The organism is Chthoniobacterales bacterium (assembly GCA_039930045.1).
In the GTDB taxonomy this organism is placed as follows: Bacteria; Verrucomicrobiota; Verrucomicrobiia; order Chthoniobacterales; family DASVRZ01; genus DASVRZ01.
The window spans coordinates 107,657-128,027 of sequence record JBDSQB010000018.1 but is presented as its reverse complement, the minus strand read 5'-3'; the positions used below and the strand labels follow the sequence as shown (position 1 = coordinate 128,027).

12 protein-coding genes are annotated in these 20,371 nt (G+C 59.9%); all 12 read right to left on the bottom strand.

The features are described 5' to 3' along the window. A partial coding sequence (locus ABIT76_14685) for a putative Ig domain-containing protein (GenBank protein MEO7934395.1) occupies positions 1–908 on the bottom strand: 908 nt, incomplete at its 3' end. Between the two features lie 25 nt (positions 909–933). Beyond that, positions 934–2,076 carry a glycoside hydrolase family 43 protein gene (locus tag ABIT76_14680; GenBank protein MEO7934394.1) on the bottom strand — a complete coding sequence of 381 codons (1,143 nt, stop codon included), beginning with the start codon at positions 2,074–2,076 and terminating at the stop codon, positions 934–936. Between the two features lie 2 nt (positions 2,077–2,078). Beyond that, complete coding sequence (locus ABIT76_14675; GenBank protein ID MEO7934393.1) at positions 2,079–3,368, bottom strand: glycoside hydrolase family 27 protein; 1,290 nt, start codon at positions 3,366–3,368, stop codon at positions 2,079–2,081. 125 nt (positions 3,369–3,493) lie between these two features. Continuing rightward, the gene (locus tag ABIT76_14670) at positions 3,494–3,718 is read right to left on the bottom strand and encodes a hypothetical protein (protein MEO7934392.1); all 225 of its coding nucleotides are present in this window, start codon (positions 3,716–3,718) and stop codon (positions 3,494–3,496) included. A gap of 54 nt (positions 3,719–3,772) precedes the next feature. Further along, positions 3,773–5,374, bottom strand: a complete 1,602-nt coding sequence (locus ABIT76_14665) for a glycoside hydrolase 43 family protein (GenBank protein ID MEO7934391.1) — start codon at positions 5,372–5,374, stop codon at positions 3,773–3,775. Positions 5,375–5,410: 36 nt separating this feature from the next. Next, complete coding sequence (locus ABIT76_14660) at positions 5,411–6,823, bottom strand: glycoside hydrolase family 43 protein (GenBank protein ID MEO7934390.1); 1,413 nt, start codon at positions 6,821–6,823, stop codon at positions 5,411–5,413. 157 nt (positions 6,824–6,980) lie between these two features. Continuing rightward, positions 6,981–9,467, bottom strand: a complete 2,487-nt coding sequence (locus tag ABIT76_14655; GenBank protein ID MEO7934389.1) for a beta-galactosidase — start codon at positions 9,465–9,467, stop codon at positions 6,981–6,983. Between the two features lie 21 nt (positions 9,468–9,488). After that, a complete protein-coding gene (locus ABIT76_14650) occupies positions 9,489–12,746 on the bottom strand; it encodes an alginate lyase family protein (protein MEO7934388.1) in 3,258 nt (1,085 codons plus the stop codon). Between the two features lie 18 nt (positions 12,747–12,764). After that, positions 12,765–14,105, bottom strand: coding sequence for a glycoside hydrolase family 27 protein (locus ABIT76_14645; protein MEO7934387.1), 1,341 nt, complete (start codon positions 14,103–14,105; stop codon positions 12,765–12,767). Continuing rightward, positions 14,102–16,660, bottom strand: coding sequence for a glycoside hydrolase family 2 TIM barrel-domain containing protein (locus ABIT76_14640; protein ID MEO7934386.1), 2,559 nt, complete (start codon positions 16,658–16,660; stop codon positions 14,102–14,104). The genes ABIT76_14645 and ABIT76_14640 overlap by 4 nt, the downstream gene beginning before the upstream one ends. 91 nt (positions 16,661–16,751) lie before the next feature. Continuing rightward, on the bottom strand, positions 16,752–18,392 hold the full coding sequence (locus tag ABIT76_14635; protein ID MEO7934385.1) for a glycoside hydrolase family 43 protein: 1,641 nt from the start codon (positions 18,390–18,392) through the stop codon (positions 16,752–16,754). 112 nt (positions 18,393–18,504) lie between these two features. Continuing rightward, the gene (locus ABIT76_14630; protein ID MEO7934384.1) at positions 18,505–20,352 is read right to left on the bottom strand and encodes a family 43 glycosylhydrolase; all 1,848 of its coding nucleotides are present in this window, start codon (positions 20,350–20,352) and stop codon (positions 18,505–18,507) included. Between the last annotated feature and the right edge of the window lie 19 nt (positions 20,353–20,371).

Sequence of the window (20,371 nt, the reverse complement as noted above, 5' to 3'; positions counted from 1 at the left end):
CACCAATCGTATTTGAGGTAATCGATTCCCCATTTCGACCATTCGCGCGCATCGATCTCTGCAAAAGAAACCTTGCCCATGCCCTTCTCCCCCATGCCCTTCACTTTCTTATTCCATGTGCCATTGGCGTCTTCCGCGCTCCCTCCTGGAAATCCGTCATAGGAGGTGGCCCACGGAGTCGAATAAAGCCCAGCCTTCAACCCGAGTTGATGAATCTCTTTCACCATGCCCGAAACATCGGGAAATTTCTCATTTCCCACCATGGCATGATTGGGGCCGGTCCTCTTTCCCTGCCAGCAGTCGTCCACGTTGATGTAGGTCCATCCGTGCTGACTCAGTCCACTGGAGACCATGGCTTTCGCCATGCGGAGAGTCTTGTCTTGAGTGATAGTTTCCGCAAAACAGTTCCAACTGCTCCACCCCATCGCGGGGGTGAGGGCAATCCGATCTCCCACGATGACCCGGAACTTCTTCTCGGCCGCACCCAGCTTGTTGGTGGCGTGCAGAGTAATGGGGTAGGTCCCCTTTTCCTTCAAGACTCCGGAGATGAATCCGGTATTGGCATCGATGGAAAGCGTGGGGGGCAGGCCGTCCGCAGCAAACGTCATCGGCCGATCACCCGTCGCAGGGACGTTATAAATAACCGGCGATCCCGGACGAACTCCGAAGACGGACGGTCCATTGATCCGTGGCGTCGAAGGAGGCGGCGGAGTCAGCGAGGGGGGCAGGATTTGTGGCGTCACATTTTCGACGTTTCCACCATGCCCGGGAAGCGCGAGAGCCAGCGGGAAGAGGAGATAGAGCAGGAGGTGTTTTTTCATGGGAATGTGGTTTTGGGTGAAGGTGAGGGCGAGAGACTTCCAGGGGGTCGGCTGTCCGTTCATGTGGATCGTGTGTAATGTTTTCATGGATGCGCGGAAGATGGCATTCGTTTCATCGACGAGTGAAAACCGACAGGTCCCACTCGGCGTGCCAGCGGAGCACCGGGCGGTTGTTTTCCCACTCGACCGGGAGCCAGACATAGCGGCCGTCGATGGCGTTTTTCGGACGCCAGCGGTCACCCATGTAAATAAACTCACCGGGACGACCGGGCACGGGCAGGACATAGGTGGACTGGGATTCAAACGTGGTGGCGTTTTCGCGCTCCGTGCCCCGGCAGGGATTGCCCAGCACGGTCCATGGTCCCCAGATCGAGTCGGCCATCGCGGAGCGTCCGGGATTGGGATTCCAGCCCGAGGTGCCGGAGGCGAACAGATAGTATTTTCCGGCTCGCTTGAAGAGTGCGGGAGCCTCGTTGGATTCACCGGGAAAGATCCGGGTCCATTTGCCGCTGAAACCGCAGTAGTCGTCCGTCAATTCGTGAAGGTGGAGCGTCAGGTTGTCCTCGGCGGAGGTCAGCAAGTAGCCCTTGCCGTCGTCATCCACGAAGAGCGTCATGTCGCGGGACATCTGGCCGCGCTCCAAATCGCGCCACACCACATCGCCAGCCACAACGGCCTCGTTCCATTTTCTCTTGTTCTTGTCCTTAAGCCGGGCCGGATCGGGTGCAGCCCCCGCGTCGAAACCCACTGGCAGGACGCCTTGGTTAGGGCGAAAGGAGCCCACATAAGTATAGGGGCCCGTCGGCTTGTCGCTGACGGCCAGAGCGGCGCGGGCCATCCCATAGTTTTTACCCTTATCCAAGTGAAACCACATCACGAAGGTCTTGGTCTTCGCGTTGTAGATGACCTTGGGCCGCTCGATGATGATGCCCTTTGCGATCTCGCTCTTGGGGTCGTCCGACACGGTCAGCGCGATCCCGCCGTCCCGCCAATGAAGCAGATCCCGGGAGCTGTAAACATGCACGCCCACTTGGGCGTAGTTGCCCGCGTCGCCTTCGATTTTGTGCTCGCCGAACCAGTAATAAACACCGTCGTGCGCCAGGATACCGCCGCCGTGCGCGTTGATGGGGACGCCCTTGTCGTCGGGCCACAGTTCGCCGGGACGAAAGCCCCCCCTCCCCTCGCCCACCGCGAAGGTGCTCGTCGCGGCGAACCCAAGGAAAATGAGCGTGAAGAGTGAGCGGTGGAATTTCATGATCAACGGACGGGCACGAGCCGGAACAGCCGTGCTCCGTGGGCGGAGACTTCGGGAGCAAACACCCCGCTGACCCTTTCCATTTCCCCCTTTTTCCAAAGATCGCGCGCCTGCACGCCGCCAGTAAAACCAACTGCGGAAAGCTCGACCGGGACGGGCGCAGGCGAGCCGCCGGTGTTGAAGACCGCGAGGTATTTGTCCTTCGATGCCGGGACATCGGCGACCCACGCGATGAGTCCCTTTTGGTCGAAAAGCTGGCGGTTGCCCGCGCTTGCCTGGTTCACGGCGAGGACCTCGTCGTTGGTCAGGAGCCCGAGCGTGGCCTCGTCGAGCTTGGTCATATCGGCTCCGAGAATGAGCGGAGAGCGGGCGATGGACCAGAGGGTCATCATGGTGCATTGCTCGTCGGGCGTGAAGCGGGTGGGACGACCGAGTTCGATCATCCCAAGCGGGAGCATATCGGCGTCGGGCCAGGCTCCGGGCGCGCGGTATGGCGTCCAGTCGTGGAGGCGTTTGAACTGGGAGCGAAGGGCGGGCCACTTGTCCCAGAAGTCGTCGCAGATGCGCCAGAGGTTGGCGTGGGCGGCGACGTGCTCTCCACGAGCCAGTGGCGTAGCGCCGGGCGAGGTGCTGAAGACGATGGGACGGCCGGTCTTGTCGATGGCACGGCGGATCGCTTCGACCTCGGCCAATTGCACGTCGTCGTAGGGGCGGCTAAGGTCGTCTACTTTAATGAAATCGACACCCCAACTCGCGTAGAGGGCGAGCAGGGAATCGTAGTAGGCCTGGCCGCCGGGCTTGGTGGCGTCCACTCCGAACATGTCGGGGTTCCACTTGCAGGTGCTGGAGGTGACCGCGATGTCGGCGGCGCGGGCGTTGGAGCCGAGGATGGGCGTGTTTTGCGTCACCGCCTGGCGCGGGATGCCGCGCATGAGATGGATGCCAAATTTGAGGCCTTTGGCGTGAACATAGTCCGCGAGAGGTTTGAAACCGGCGCCGTTGGCGGCGGAGGGAAATTTTTCGACGGCGGGAACGAGGCGCCCATAAGCATCCATCGAGAGCTTGGCGTTCTTGCGGTAGCCGAAGCCCTTGGAGGCGGGTTCATACCACTGGATGTCTACGGTAAAGAAATTCCAGCCGTGCGAGAGGAGTTTGTCGGCCATCACATCGGCCTGCGCCTTGGCTTGAGTTTCGTTGAGCGTGGTGCCAAAGGCGTCCCAACTGTTCCAGCCCATCGGCGGCGTCGCGGCCCAGGCATGGTAATCGGGGCCGGGAGCCGCAACGGTGGGCATCGTGGCGGACAGGAGCGTGAGCGCGGCGAGCGCGGAATGCGCCAGGCCAAGGGCACGGCGACTGATTTGATGTTGGGTGAGGTGTGGATTCATGAAAGTGGGATTGAGAGATATAGTGAGGCGCATTAGAAAAAGGAAGAGGGTTGGGAGGAGGATGAACGCGGATCAAGGGCTGGATGGCTCGCTGCGGAGACCGAGTAATCCGTCGCCCCGGCCTTGCCCGCGCCGTCGGCTGCCACTTCGATAGTTAACTTGAAGTGACCATCGGGTGACTCAACCGCGACGGTTTCGGCGAAGGCGGCCGAACCGCAAAAGGCGGTAATGACGAACGATAGGTGATTTATTTTCATTTCAAGTAATGGCGAGATATTGGAAGGAGCGGGAAATCATGATGGAGAGGGGTTTCAGCGTGTGGCGGGTGAATCGTAGTGATAAGTAAAGGAGCCGAAGTCGGCGTAACCGGCGTCGCCTTGGTTGTTGTAGGAAAAAAGGCCGATGCGTTCGCCGCGGTAGTCCGCCCAACCAAAGCGGTAAGGCGCGCCGAGTGGTTCGAAGGTCTTGCCATCGGTGCTGAACGAGAAGCGGCAAACGCCGTCCAGCCCCCACTCGGAGCGCAGCCAGACCGTGCGTCCTTTGCATTCACCGCCGCGGAGGATCGTCTGATTACGGGCCGTCTCGATGGTCAACACGCCTTGGTCGCGGCGCACGGCGATCGTCGCGTAATCGCGCGAATAGAGGCAGAGGCCGGCGACCTGGCCGTCGGCGAGGCCCGCGACATCGAGTTCGGCGGTGACCACGTTGCGGCTCGTGCGCATGACCCGCTGCGTGAGGGTGTTGCCCGCGCGCTTGAGGTCGTCGGGCAGGAGCGGCTTCCACGCGTGGAGACGCAGGTAGCCGGAGCGTTCGGTCAACGACCACTTGTCGGCGCGCGGCTGGTAATTCCACTCCCATTGCACGCCAAGTTGGGGGCCGTCGAACGCATCATCCGTCTGCGGAGTCAGGACCGGCGAAGAGGGAACGGGCTTGCGCGCGCGCCAGACCATCGTGCCGATGCCGTCCTGGCCAACCTCGCCCAAGATCGGCCAGCCCTCCACCCAGGTCACCGGTAGAAGACTGGCGCAGCGGCCTTCCCAATCGCCGTGGCCATGGTGCGTGAAGAAATACCAATCGCCTTTTTCCGTCTGCACGATGCCGCCCTGATTGGGCTCATGCACGGCGGGTTGCGCGTGGCTGAGTTGGCGTCTTTCCGTGTAGGGGCCGGTGATGCTTTTCGCGCGTTGCATCATCACCTGACGGCCATCGCGACCGACTTCGCTGAAGAAGTGGTAGTAGGTGTCGCCGACCTTGAAGAGCTTGTTCGCCTCACGGTGGCTACCTTCGTTGATGAGGACGCGGGATTCGGGAACGATGTCGCGCCCATCGGCAGTGAGCTTGTAGAGCCAGGTCTTGCAGTTGTCTTTGAAGTTCGTGCCGACGAAATAGCCCTGGCCGTCATCGTCCCAGAACGAGCAGCAATCGTCCCAGCCGGACTCGGTCATGACCCGATGCAGGGGTTCCCACGGGCCGGCAGGATTTTTCGCCGTGCTCATGAAGTAACCTTCGTCGGCCGTTCCGAAATAGACCCAGAATTTGTCGTCGTGGTAACGAATGGAACCGGCCCACACGCCCTTGCCGTAGCGGTTCATGCGGTCCCAGTTCATCTCGGGGCCGACTTGGGTGACATCAGAGATGACGTGGCCGATGATGCGCCAGTTCACCATGTCCCTGGACTGGAGAACGATCATCCCCGGCGAATACTGGAACGTGGAGGAGATCGCGTAGTAGTCCGAACCGACGCGGATGCAGTCGAGGTCGCTGTAGTCGGAGGGCAGGACGGGATTGCGATAAGTGCCGTCCTTTTGGTCGCCCCACGCGGGCCAGTCTCCCCAGCGTGACGGCGCGTCTTGAGCGCGCGAGCTAGTAGAAATAAGCGTGGTGAGGAGAACTGCCATAAGCAGGTGTTTCATGGAAATTGTTAGAGTCTGCGTCGCCGCCATATGTCATTAGCGTAGTGGCTTTTGTGGCATGACGGTCTTTTTTGAAAACGTCCAGTAGTCCACTTTGAAAAGCTTGCCCGTTAAGTCTCCTTTGAAGACAAGAAAGAGATCACGCTTATTGGTAGCGTCGGTGACCGCTGCGGTCTCAGTCTTAGGTTGGCCGCCGACGTGAGTCACTCGCAGCGTGCCGATGAGCGGTCCGTCCATGCCATCAAGGTGCAACTCAATGGCGTTGGTTTTCGCTGTTTCTTCCGTGGTATCAAGAGCAACCGAGGCGCTAAACGTGTCGGCCCCTTCAGCACCAAAGTCCACGCCTTTGACCTCTATGTAGGCGCCATCTTTGGTTGGATAGATATTCATCCCACCATCGCTGGAAGGCTCTGACTTAATGCCCTCGCTCCAGCAGATAGTCTCCGCTTCGGTGCGAACATAGGGATTAAGCGTGCCGATCTGCGCAACATTTCCCGTGTCATCCCACCATGGCAGCTCGGGAATGGTGCCGTCCGGGTTGTAATCAAATTTCTCCACGCAGACCGAACGTCGCTCGCGACGCTCGTTCGTGAGTGCCTTATTCAAACGATAGTCAAAGCCGAAGACATAGGAGCCGCCCTTGTAATCGATAATGCCCGGATGGTTCCCGGAAGAGCGCGCGTCCGGTTTCATGATGTAGCCTTTGAATTGCCACGGCCCCGTGGGCTTGTCGCTCATGGCATAGCCGATCCCCTCTGGGCAGCAGGTGGAGGCAAAGGCCATGTAGTAATGGCCGTTGCGGTTATAGGCCCAGGGACCTTCCTGGTAGTGGTAGGCATCCGGCTCCCCCTTCACTTTGGCAAAGGAAGCGTCTTTCACGATCTCGCCCGAGTAGGAAATCATATCCTTGTTGAGTTTCACAAACCAGAGCTCGGGATTGCCCCAATACAGGTAGGCCTGACCGTCATCGTCAATGAACACGGTTGGGTCAATGTAGCCATTCGCTTTGTCAATGAGAGGACGGCCGAGCACGTCCTTGAAAGGACCGAGTGGATTATCCGCGACGGCGACACCGATGACGTTTTTCGGCCGTCCTGGCACGCTCACCGGTGCATAGAAATAGAACTTTCCGTCGCGCTCGACGATTTGCGGTGCCCAGGCGTCATTTGTCTGCACCGCCCAAGGGAACGTCTTCAGTGTGGCGACAGCGCCGTGATCCGTCCAGTTCACCATGTCGGTGGATGTGTAACACTTCCAGTCGAGCATGCGGAATCCGCGAGCATCGTCCTCGTCGTGGCCGGTGTAGAGGTAAACGACGCCGTTGTGGACCAGTGGAGCCGGATCGGCGGTGAAGCAGGTCTGCACGACGGGATCGGCCGCACGGCCATTCACGGCAAAGAAAAGCCATCCGGCAAGAATCGCTGCAAGGAACCGGTAGGAACAATTCATGGCGAGGATTTCTTAAATGCTGGCAGGTCCACTTTGGGAGTCAGGCGAATCGGCGGCCATTGTTGCGCCTGGCTGCCAGCGTCGCCCCGAAAAAGCAGAGTCGCTGGCGGGTTTGTTTGTTCGTGGTTGAATTGACTGGAAGAATGCATTGCGTGTTTCACCGGACCAATTGCGAGGCGTCGGGATAGGGGGACACCTCGGCGGCATTTATTGTCGCGCCGTTGACTGTCTGGCGCAGTCCCAGCACGAGCACGTTCTTGCCGCCGAAGTTCAGCCAGCATTCGGGCAGGTAATACTCGCGCTGCGGGCCGGCTTCCCAATGGCGACCAATGTCGTGGCCATTCAGCCACATGTCGCCGTTGCCGGACGCTTTGATGAGCAGCCGCCACGGCGTCGACTTTGCCGCCGCGCTGTCGGGCAGGTCGAACTCCAGCCGATACCACGTGAGCAGCGCGTCCTGAGGGCCTTTGGGCTGGATGCCGTTGCCCTTGCGGGCGATCGGCTCGCTCGTATCGAGGGCGACTTTCTTCCAGTCTTTCGGAGCGAAATCCGGGCGCGTCCAGCCGGCGGCGATTCCACCGAGGTCCGTCGCGACCTCCCAATCGAGCGGCTTGGCGATGGCGGTTTCATTTTCGGAGAGCCCGGCCTGCCGGATGCCGCTCAACTCCTCCATCGGAATGTAGCCGTGCTCGAAGCCGATGTTTTCGTAGAGCATTACGATCTCGTTCGCGCCGGCGTGCAGAAGGCCGGCGACATCGAAGCGATTGTCGAAATCGTTCGGCCCGATGCGGGTGAAGGACGTCGCCTTGTTGCGCGTGGCGGCCGCGGCGTAGGCGTCACTCGGCGCGAGCCGCTTCGCGAGCTGGCCGTTGATCTGGGCGGAAACGATGTCGCGACTGAAAGAGTTAACGAGCAGCTTCGTGAATTTCTCCGCGTCGTCGGCCGGGAGCGTGAAGCGCGCGCGATAGAGCACATAACGCTGGTCGCTCACGCCGAGCTCGGGAAGGGATTTTCCGGCCGGGAGTTTTTGCCATTTGCCGTCGAGCGGATCGTTGTGCGCAAGGACGGAGGACAGTCGCACGGCCGCTGGCAGCGTGGCCGGAGCCGCCTGCTTCTGCGCCTTGGGATACCACACGCCTTCCGTCGGCGTTTTGCCCGGAGGAATCACGAGCACCTGCGCGCCCAGCGGCCCCAACTCGTAGCTTAACTCGAAGGGCGGAAGGTTCGGAGACTTGGCGGCAGACGCGGCGTCCGCCTGGATCAGCACGCGGTTGCCATTCTGGTCGATGTTGTAAATCGGCCCGGTCGGCGTGGCGATTTTTCCCGGGAAGACTGTCACTTTGCCGGACACGGGCTTCCCGGCATTCGTGTTGTCGAGGAAGACAAAACGCGTGCCATCCGACCCCACGCGGATTCCGCCAAAGAGATTCGACGGTGCGCCCTGGAGCTCGCACGGGCCGCCTTCGGAGCGGAGCAACTGCTCCTGGTTTTCGCGGATGAATTGATTGACGCCCTCCGCGACGACGTATTTCGGACTGAGCGCGCCCGACTCGCGAATCGGCGCGTTGTAGTCGTAGCTCGTGCTTTGTCCCCTCGCCTGCCAGCCGCCGAAATGCGTGCCGCCCACGAACATGTAGGTATTCAGCCCCGTCGCGCCGCCGAGCAGCGACATGAGGCTGATCGCATTGTAATGGCGGGCGTCGGAATAGTGCTCCTCGGCCAGACTCCCGCCCACGAGCGAGAACCAGCCGCCCTGCAGCTCCGTCACGAAACCAGGGGCATCCGGTTGAATGGCGCGCAGCGAGGCCATGCGCTCGGCGCAGCTCGGCGCCGCATTCTGCGCGACGTAGTAATTGTCCGTGTCGAACACCTGCGACAGCTCGGGATCCTTGCTGGCGCGGCATTCGCGGGTGAGGCACGTGAAGATCGGCACCTCAATTCCGGCCTTTTTCACGGCTTCGTAGAGCGCGCGCAGGACCTTAGTTTTTTCAGGATCCTTGTGGTGATCGTATTCGTTTTCGATCTGCACCATGATGATCCCCTGGCCCCCCTTCGGCTTGCGGGTGATCTGCTCGCGGGCGAACACCTGGCACACGGCGTCATACCAATGAACGCTCCACGCAATGTGGGCGTCGTCTCCGCTGCGCAGCCAGAACTCCTTGCCGGTCCTCGGGTTGAACTTCGCCAGCCAGCGCGGATAGCCGCCCCCGGCCCACTCGGCGCAGATGAACGGGCCGGGCCGCACGATCGTGTAAAAGCCAAACTCGTCCTGCGCCATCTTCAGCCACGCCTCGAATTCGGAAAGATCGACCTTGGAAAAGTCGTCGAGGCCGGAGGGCAGGTCGCGCTCGTGCCAGTTCCATGGCACGTAGGTATCCACCGTGTTGAAGCCGGCGTCCTTGATCTTCTGGAACCGGTCGCGCCACAGCTCACGAGGCGTCCGGAAGTAATGAAACTCCGCGCTGCGGATGAACGTGTCCTTGCCGTCAATCGTGAAGCAATGGCCGTCGTAGCGGATGCGGTCCGGCTTCGGAAAATGCTTCGTCGGGCTGGCAGGCGTCTGGGCCAGGAGGCTTGCGCAGCCCAGCGCAAAGGCAGCGCAGGCTGCGGCGACGAGGATGGAGGGGAGACGTTCGGGCTTCATAAGTTCAAAGGCTAAAGTGGGTCATTTTTGGGATTCGATGGCCTTCTGGTGTGCGATGGCCTGGTCGCGGTCGGCCGCATCGTTAGCCTTCCAGTGGATGAGCGGCGAAATAGGGGCGTTCGACGTCGACTCGTCAGAGAGCAGTTTGATGTCCGCGATCTGGAGGTCGTTATCCCCGTTGTTCGCGGTGATGTTGAGGCGGAAATAGCGATAGGCTATCGGCTTGGCCAGGGCATACTCCATTTCGTAGCAGCGAAGCGGGAATGTCTGGCCGCTCTGCGTGTCGAGCGTGGTCCAGCTCGTCCCATCGTTCGAGCCTTGGAACAGCCAATCCTTGGGATCGCGCTCCGGTTTGTCCCGGGCGCTGGTGATCGAGTAATGCTTGATCGCAGGCGCGCGGCCGTTGCCAAAGTCGTATCGAAGGGCACCCGCACCGCCACTGTCGCCGGCAAACCACGTCGTGGCCGAGTTGCTGTCGAATGCCTTATCCGCGGCCTCCTTCGCCGTGGTGGCAGTGGCCGTTCCCCCGAAGGTCACATTCCACATCGGGGCTCTGGGCGTGGCGACGTCCTCCGGGCCATTCGGACTTTCGCCGGCGGAGTTCACCGCGCTCACGACGTAGGAATAGGTCGTGCCGTTTGTCGCCGTTTTGTCCGTGTAGTTGCTGGAGGTGACGCCCGAGGCGACGGTCGCGTAAGGTCCACCGCGCGTAGTGGCGCGCTTGACCGTGTAGCTGGTGGCCCCGAAGGATGATTGCCAGCGAAGCGAGACGGTGCCATCGGCCGGTGCGGCCAGAAAAGCGGCGGGCGCGGCGGGAATAACGATGGGCGCACGACCATCGCCGCCGGTGATCTGGACGTTGCTGAAGGTGGAGGTATTCAGCGTGCCATTGTCGGCCGAGCAGACCACCAGACCGACGTAGATCGTAGCCGGGATGGGAGCCTCGATGCGACCGACATCGGTGGCCGCCCAATTAGTGCCGTCGGGAGAAACATAGCCCGTGATGATGTTCCCGATGCGCTCGAGTTTCACCCAATAGCTGGACAAGGATTTGGCGAGCGTTTTGTTGCCGTAGTTAGAGCCGCCATACAATGCGAGGTTCGGCATGTTTTGCTCGAGATTGCCCTCGCCGGTGACGGCCATCCAGGCGCGCGGAGCGCCCTTGCCAAGGCTCGTGCGCATCATCACTCCGGCTCTGGCGTTGGGATTGGTGTTCTGGAGCGACGTGACTTTGGCGATGATGGCGCTGTCGCCGGGGATCTCCTTGTAAGTGAAGTGGCAACTGTCGCTCGTCTTCCATATATCCGATCCCCCACCCTGCACTTTCCAGACACCGCTGGAATAGGACGCCCCGCCGGCGGGGGTAGCGCCCCCGATGTCGGCCTTGCTGAACCCCGAGGTGATCGAGGCGGTGGCGGGGATCGGCGGCGGCAACACCGGCGTGGCCACGGAGCGGTCGACCTCCTTGAGGAACATGAAGCTGTCACCTACCGGCATCTGCTGGCGTTGCCGATCCGTGTAGGGAGCCGGGATGCCCTTGCGAACGACATAGGCGCCGTGGATGAGCTGGAGCGCCGTGTGTCCACCGCCCCAGCCGCGATTGGTGCGATCGGTGAGATAATAGGAGTCCGTAGTGCCAAAGGGAAGAAACGGCGTGGGGGTGAGGCTGTTTACCCGTGCGAAATACTCGCCGGCCGCCAGGAGGCGGTTGTCGTAGTCGGAATAAATGTCGATGCCCTGCTTCCAGAGCGCTTCTGCGAGCGTGGCCAGCGAAACCAGCTGCCCGTGGAAGTGCCCCTGGTCGCGGAGGGAATCGCCAATCATGCCGATGTCGTTGGAGTTGCGCAGACCGATATGCGCGAGCGTGCGAACCTGATACACGACCGTCTTGAGCGTGGCTGCGTCGTCATTGAAGATCGCCATCAGCCCCTTGGCGCAGAGGGCCAGCGCGCCCTTGTTCGCGGCTCCGAACTGGCTTTCGCCAAAAGGGTTCGAAGCGGGGATGAGAACGTCGTTGAAATATTTCTTCACCGCAGCCGTGTCGGCCTTCGTCCAGCCCGGCCAGGTGCCACGCAGGATATCCGCTCCGCCCACAAAACAGATGGCGTAATCTCCCAGATCGAGCATGGACTCGCGGCCTCCAAACGAAGTTTGCGTGGTGGCCCACGCGAGCAGGATGTCGTGCGCCTTCTGCGCATAGGCCTCGTTGCCGGTGAAATACCACATGCGCGAGAGATCCCAGATCGCGCTCATGTCGCTGCGCCAGGGGTTGAGATTGACGTGGGGGGCGCGCGTTACCTCCTTGAAGGGCCCGCGCATCTTATACCCGAGTTGCGAGCGACCTCCAGCGGCCAGAGCCTCGAAGCCGCTTTTCCAAGGCTCGCGCTTGATGTTGGCCTTGAGAATCTCGAGATCCTCGCGAGTCAGTATCACACCGGGATGCGCAAATCGCGGCGTCGGGAATTGCACAGCCGCCGGTGTCGGGATGGCTTGTGAAAGGGCTGGATGGATGGTTTCCTGCGGAGTTACTTCCGCTCCAGGTCCAGTCATCTCCAGCTTCACCAGTTCCATTAAGTTCGTCGCATCGTAAGGCAGCCGCTTGCCGCCACCTTGATAGACTACGGCGATACTCTGCGGCTCTATGGTTACTACTCCCACTCTGCTTCCAGCCCGTGCCATAACTTTTCCGACGACCTTTCCATCAAGCACAGCAGGAAACTCCTGTGCGGCAACTAAAGTAACCTCCTTCGGGGCGCGCTCCTTGTGCTCGAGCAGCCACGCGAGCGGATCGACCGGCGTCGGAGTCGGCGTCGCCGTGGGCTCCGGTGTGGCCTCTGGCGTCGGAGACGGGGCCGGCGCGGGAGTCGGAATCGGCGTGGGCTCGGGAGTCGGCGTGGGAACCGGGGCCGGCTTCGCCATCGTCGTCTCCACGAGATCGACCAGCCGCTTCCAAACCTGCTGCGGCGACTCGTCGAAATGCACCATCGCGTAGCCGAACCCGGCGCCCGCGAGAACGAGGAGCGTCAGCAAAACATTCCCAAATCCCCCACCCCCGCCGCGTGGCGGCTTTGTTGGTGCGCCGCCGCCCGTCGCGGGACGGCGCAACTTGGCCGGCTGCGAAGTCGCAAGAGGCTTCGGCGCTGCCTGCGCCACAGGAATCGCAGCGGCCAGAGCCGGGACGGTGAGGGAAGTCTGGCACGTAGGACAATCCACGGATTGCCCCGACCATTCGTCGGCAATTTCGAGATTCTGTGTGCAGTGCGGACAATCGAATTTCATTTAGTGCAGCCTGTTGGATTACTTCACTCGCAGCGTTACGGCACCGTGCGGCGGCACAGTGACGGTGAACTTGTCGGAAAACGAGCCGAGATCCTTGTGGGCCCACAGGTCGCGAACTTTGCGGCTTCCGGCAAGGCTAGCCTCGCTCCAGAGCACCTCAACATCCGCAGCCGCGTCTCCGCGATTAAAAAGTCCCACGGCCTTGTCGCCATTCTCAAGGGTCTTCACCCAGACCTCGGTTCCGTTTCGCTGCACCACGCGTTTTGCTTTTGCGCCGAGCCGATCCTGATTCACCGCGAGCACTTCATCATTGGTAAGCAAAGCGAGCGTAGGCTCATCCAGGTCTGGAAGGTTCGCGCCCAGCATGAGCGGCGATGGGGCGAGCGACCATAGCGACATCAGTGTGCGCTGCTCGTCCGGGGTGTAACGCGTCTGGCGGTCCGGCCCGGCGATGGTGCACTTGATGCCAATGTGACCAAACGGAATCATGTCCGCGTCAGGCCAATGCCCCGGGCCGCCGACATCCTGCCACGCGGCGAGCAGGTCGAATTGATGATCAAGGTCCTTCCAGCGATCCCAAAAGTCACCGGAGATGCGCCACATGTTAGCGAACTTTGAAACGTGCGCGGCCTGCTTTGTATCGGTCGGTCCCGCCGACGTGCTGAAGACAATCGGGCGGCCGCATTTGTCGATGGCTTTGCGGATCATCTCGATCTCGGGTGTTCGGTAGGGAGACGAGAGATCGTCCACCTTCACGAAATCAAGTCCCCACGATGCCCACAACCGGGCACATGAGTCATACCACGCCTGGCCGGCTTCGTTGTCGCGAACGCCGAACATATCAGGACACCAACCGCACGTGTTCTTTTCATCGCCCGCATCCGCAGCTGTGAAATTACTTCCTTCGATAGGCGTCCGCGCACTGACCGCCTGCCGCGGGATGCCACGCATCATGTGAAAACCGAACTTCAGCCCCATCGAATGGATTTGATCAGCCAGCGGCTTGAAACCTTTCCCGTCAACGGCGGACGGAAACCGGTTCGTGGCGGGAAGCATTCGGCCAAACACGTCCGCGAAGAGCTTCGCGCCGGCACGCTCCTTGTTGAGGTTATGGTCGTCGAATGACGACACCGAGTCATACCAGCGGAAGTCGATCACGACATGATTCCAACCGTGCGCGAGAAGATGCTGCTTCATGGAGCCGGCATTGGCCAGCACCTCCGCCTCCGTCACGCTGCCTCCAAACGCATCGTAGCTGTTCCAGCCCATCGGCGGCGTGGACGCCACGGGAGCGGCAGGGAGCGAATTGGCCAGGGTGGCGAACAGCAGGAGGAGAGCGTGTGTGGGTTTGATTTTCATTGAGTGAGATGTCCGGTGAATTGCGCTTCTGCGAGCGCGGCTGGTTTGCCGACAGGAGTGCCGGTAAAAGTGACGCGCACGAAGCGCCCCGTAGCGCCGGGCGAAGTTTTGTCAGTGCGATCTTTCGATGTTGCGGTCGCGCCAGTCTGATCGACGGCGGGTTTCCAACTCACGCCATCCTGCGACACTTCGACGCGGTAGCGGTAATTGCTGGCATCGGGAAACGTGAGCGCGATTTTTTCAATCACCACGATGCGCTCGAGATCGGCCTGCCACCACGCATTGGGGCGGACATCAGCGGATTGCCAAAAGGAAGCTGGATTTCCGTCGTTGGCGAACCGGGCGCTGTGGCCGGGAGCCTCGCTGCTCGAGCGTGTGGGATTCTCGCGGCCAAATGTCGTCGTGCTTCCAGTCGTGTCCGATTTTTCCTCAAAGCGCACATAGGCGCGTGGCCTCACGAGTGGCGTTTGCCCAGATATAAAGACGGGCTGGCCTTCGGAGGTGATGGTGAGCGTGGCGTCCGTCAAACCCGGCGAAGACGCGCGAATGACACTCTGCCCAGCGTAATACGAGCGGAACTCGATCGCAGCCTGACCGTCGCGAATGGCGATGTCCGACTGCGGATCAAACGTAATGGCCGGGCCAGTCGGAAATTCACCCGGACCGGATTCCACCGTCAGCGCCACTGGCGGGCAGTTGCTGATCGCTTTCCCTGCCTTGTCCACGACCGTGACGATGAGTTGCGCGTCGTCCGTGCCATCCACGCTTTTCAAAGTCGTCTTGTCGGTGCTCAACTTCAGTGCCGCAGGCGTGCCCTCGGCTGGCCACTCCGGCGCTGGGATTTTCGCGTATTCGTTGCGATACCAATACCATGCGCGCTTCGGCAGGCGGAAGTAATCGACCAAGCCCATCGCGCCGAACTTCCTCCCCGCGATGCTGCCGTGATCAAAGCCGCACCAAATGACCTCGCCGCTGCGCCACGCAAATTTTTCCGGCTGCAGATCGCCCCAGCCCGGCTCGTATTTGCCGGGACGGTCCGAAGAAGTGGAACCATATTCGCTGACGACGCTGGCGACGCCGGGGTTCAGGTATTCGCGAAGACGCGCGCCGTCGCCGTTGTAGCCGGCGATGTCACCGAGTTTGTCGATTTCCCCGCGCTGCGCACCGCCGACGGCAGCCGGGCGTGTTGGGTCCAGTTCGTGCGAATACGCCACGAGTTGTTTGAGGAATTCGCGCACCTTCGGCATGACTGCTTTGTCGGAGAAAAACGGCTCATTGCTCATGCTCCAGACGACGATGCTCGGATGGTTGCGATGGATGCGGATCATGTCGCGCAGGCTGGCCTTCACACTTTCCTCGAACGGCTTTTCATCCTCCGCCTTCACCGGGTAGGCGCTGCAATTCCAATAGCCGTCGCCCTTAAACCCGCCCGTGCCCCAGAAACTGTTCTCCGACCAAAACAGAATTCCCTCGTGGTCGCAGGCCTCCGCGAAGGCCGGGTCGTGCGGATAATGCGAGCCGCGGATGAAATCGAAACCCGCGTCTTTGATCAACTTCACGTCGCGCTCAAACCCCGCGTTCGTCACCGCGTCGCCCCAGCCCGCGTGATCCTGATGCACATTGGCTCCCTTGAAATAAACGTGCTCTCCATTGAGGAAAAATCCCTGATCGGCGGTAAACTTGAACCAGCGGAAGCCGAGCGGCGAGGTGAAGTCGTCCACAGGTTTACCTGCGTCGAGCACCGTGGTTTTCACCGTGTAAAGATTCGGCGTCTGCGGACTCCACAGTTTTGGGTTGGCGACAGGTTTGCTGGTCTGATCGAAGATAAGCGTCTTGCCTGCTGGCACAGTTTGCTTGGACTCCATCGCCGCCACCTGTGCGCCGCTCGCATCGAGGACGGCGGTCTGCACCGTTGCGGATTTTGAGACGTCGGAGTCATTCACGATTTCCGTTTTCACGTTCACGGTGCCCGACTCCTTCGAGACCTGCGGCGTGGTGACAGCAGTGCCATACCACGCCACGTGCAACGGATCGGTGACAACCAGATGTACATCGCGATAGATGCCGCCGCTGAAAACATGCTCGCCGGCACGCGGCGCGAGCTGGCCATTCCAGAAGTTGTTCAGCCGCACCGCGACGACATTGTTGCCGGGCTTCAGTGCCTTGGAGATGTCCAGCGAGAAGCCCGTGTAGCCGCCCTGGTGCCCGCCCACGCGCTGACTATTGACAAAGATTTCCGCGTCTTGAAACGCGCCCTCAAATTCCAAAAATACCCGCTTTCCTGCCCACGACGATGGAGCTTCAAACTGCTTTCGATACCAGCCGTAGCCGACGTAAAATTTCTGCGCCGCGAAGTAGGGAATGCTGAACGAGTGCGGAAGACCGATGGCGTCCCATTTTGAATCATCAAAGGCGGCGGCCTCTGCGCCAGGCTGATCACCGACGAGAAATTTCCACTCGCGATTAAAATTGGAATCCTCCCGAAGCGGCGCGGCGGACGCTATGAATGCCATGGCGAAGAGGCCAAAAACGAGGATGGCGGCTCTAATCTTCATAAAGTTGGCGAGTTGGATAACGATGCGACTGCGGTTTGTTTCAGTTCCATTGGGCGATGTAGAGGCCGCGTTTTTCACCTTAAGCGTTGCACTATTTTATTTCTCGAAGGGTGAAATAATCGAAGTCCGCAAAGGCACGCTGGCCTGCGACATCGTGCGCGGCCAGACCAACGAAGGCACCTGTGAAATGCAGACCGCTCGCGTATTCATCGGAGAGTTTGCTGGCATCCAAAACGGGACCGACGGATTGCCAGGTGACAGCATCGCGTGAGGCGGAAAATTGCAGGCCAGCGCCATGGATTTCTGCCCGCAGATGCATTTCCAGCCAGTCGTTGATGACAATCTTTGAATCATCGAGTTCGTCGTAAACGCCATCATCCATCTGGACGATGCCGAGGATTTTTCCCAGTTGCTCGTCGTGAGAGATTCGCAGGTAAAAAAACATCTTCGTGTCATACCAGGCGACCAGGCCCGCCATCTGGGAAAAACGAGTCGGGTTAAAATCGACTCGGGTTTCCGCAATGGCGTGAAAAGATTGGAGGCGGCGGGCGACGACACTTTGCTCGTGAAGCGAACTGGGGCATTCCCGGCCCTGCAGCCGCAGCCAGCCCGGTCTCTCTGTCGTGGATAGCCAGGTCGAATCGGCCATCACCCGGAGCGTGGACCAATGTTCGCTGAGGTTAGGTTCCTCAAAATCATCGCGCTCCGACACCGGTTCCCATGGATGCAATGGCAGGTCGGAGGGAGCTTCCACGCTCACTTCGGGCAGCACTCCGCCGTGGGCCAGGCGCAGCCAGCCGTCCGGCGACCAGACGACTCGCTGCAGGGCTGTTTCGCGTCCCAGCACGCAGCGATGGCCCGCGTGCGCACGAGCCGCCGCAGTCTGATCGGGAGATTTGGGATCGAGTCCGGCTCCCGTCTTTAATGGTCGGCTGCAAAGGTGGGCCAGCCACCATTCACCGGAAGCCGTCTCGACCAATTCGCCGTGCCCGGCTTTTTGCAAGGGATGTTCCGGCGCATGACGCGTGGTTAGGACAGCTTCCTCGGGATCGAGTTCATACGGTCCCGTGATCGAGCGCGAACGCGCCATCGAGATGCCGTGGTTCCAGCCCGTGCCTCCCTCGGCAAGCATGAGGTAATACCAGCCGTTGTGTTTGTAGAGATTGGGGCCTTCGCACAGAATGTTTTCCTTGCGGACCAATTCATGGACCGGGCCGACAAGTCGCCGGCTCGCAGGGTCGTATTCCTGGGCCACATTTCCAGCAAATCGATGCCGTCCTTTGCGGAAATCCCATTGCATATTAACCAGCCATTTCCGCCCATCATCATCGTGAAAAAGGGAGGGATCGAAGCCGATCGCATTCAGGAAAATCGGTTCGCTCCATGGACCTTCAATCGTCGGCGCAGTGATCAAAAAAGTGAGCGGATCCTTGAAGGGACGTCCCATGCCCGCTGTCCGTATGTTAGTATAAAGCAGCCAGAATTGCCCATCCGCATAGCTAAGAGAAGGCGCCCAAACTCCGTTGGAATTTTCCACCCCTTTCAGGTCGATTTGCGAGGGGCGAGTGAGGGCGTGACCTGCGAGCCGCCAATGAACCAAATCCCTGGAGTGATGAAAGCGAACTCCGGGCAGCCACTCAAACGTGGAACTGGCGAGGTAGAAATCGCCCCCTACGCGGACGAACGAAGGGTCGGGATGAAACCCTCGCAGGACTGGATTTTGAATTTGCATGAATTGGGGGTGGAAAATAGCAGCCGGACAGAATCTTCCTCCTGACAAATACGGCCCCTGCCCCACTCGGCAAAGGGTTGCCGCTCTTACACGGTTAAGCCCTCCCTTTGCACTACCTCGGATCGGGCAATCCCTTGCCGTGGCTGATCGGCTCACCAAGGTCGCCTAGCTTGAATGGCACCACCATCGGGTCCATCGGCTTGATCGAGCCGTCAGGATTGAATTCCATGCGGACTAGACAGACTTCGCGTTTGTAACCGCCGCCGCCGGGAACGGCATGGCGATGATAGGCGACATACCAACGGTCGGTGCCGGGGACATTGACCACGCTGTGATGCGCGGTCCCCACCACCGGGCCATTTTTCTGTAGAACGATGAAGTCCGTTTCAGGTATTTTCACTGGGCCGAAAGGTGTGTCGGAAATGCCCCAGCCGACGCGATAATTCGGGCTGCGGGCATCATCAATGGACCACATGAAGTAGTATTTCCCGTCACGCTTGAAAACGACAATTCCCTCACGGAAGTCCTTCATGGGGATGTCCACAGGATCGCCGTCCAGCGTGATCATGTCGGCTTTTAATTTGATGACCTGGGCACAACGACCGTTTCCATAATAGAGGTAACCCTGCCCATCGCTGTCGATAAAGGGATAGGGGTCGATCGTGGTCACATTCACCTTGCCACCTTTGACCAGAAGCGGATGGTTCAGCGCGTCCTTGAAAGGCCCGGTAGGAGTTGGGGCGGTAGCCACGCCAATTTTGCCACGGGCACAGAAGTAGAAATAATAGGTGCCGTTGCGTTCGACACAGTCGGGTGCCCAGGCTTGGAGATCGGCCCATTGCAGATCTTTGGTGACATCGAGAACGATCCTTTCCTTTTTCCAGTCGATCAGGTTTTTCGACGAAAAAACGGGGAACTCGGTGGTGTTCCAGTAGGGTTTGTCCGAGGTCGGGTAAATGTAATATGTGTCGCCAAAAACCCGAATTGCCGGGTCGGCGTTAAATCCTTCGAGGATCGGTTTGGGCGCGACGGCGGCAGATTCCTGACGCAGTTTTTCCGCCAAATCCACAGGAACAGAAAAGATGGTGCCGTGGCGCTGGCCATTTGCGACGGCGGTGGATTTGGCAATGTCTGTCCACGTTTTCCAATCGGTGGTTTCACGCGCCGCGTAGCGACCATTCACGTAGTAATCCGCGTAGAGCAAAGTTTTGTCGCCGATGGTGATCGGGGATGGCCCTTCCACGCGTTCATTCGCAAATGCTAGATCGGGAAGAAGTTGGTAGGGACCGAGCGGCTTGTCGGCCACGGCGGCATGGATGGCTCCCCATTTTTTCAGTTTGGGCTGATCGGTTTCCTTGAGAAGGATGAGGTATTTTCCGTCGGCGCGTCGCAACATCGTGGTGTCAATATTGTTGAAGCCGGGATCGAAGAGAACCTTGGGATCGCTGAAGGTTTTGAAATCCCGTGTGAGTGAGTACCAGGCTCGAAAGTGTTCCTCAGTGGAACCGACAGACGGGACATTAGAGGACCACACGAGGATGTAATTTTTCGTCGCGTCGTCGTAGAAAGTTTCCGGCGCCCAGCAGTTTTGGGCACCCGGAGTTTTTTCCATCAGCGAGATGTATTGTTGCCCGGACCAGTGGACCAAATCCTCCGAAGTGGCGTGGCCAATGCCGGTGTCTTTCCAGCCAGAGGTCCAGACCATGTGATAAAGATGGTCCGGTCCGAAAAGTATATGGGGATCGCGCAGTAATTTACCGCCAACCGTGGGGGTGAGAAAGACACGATCGAGGTCGGTCCAATCCAGCGCGTCGTGGCTGTAGGCGAGATGCAACCCGTCGCCATTACCGCGAAAGGAAGTGAAAAGATACGCTGTCGTGGATGGTGGAGTTTCGGCGTGAATGGCGTTGCCGAGGAAGAACGCAGTCGCGAGCAGAAGATGGAGAAAGAGGGTTTTCATTAAATTTTATGGAGTCGGA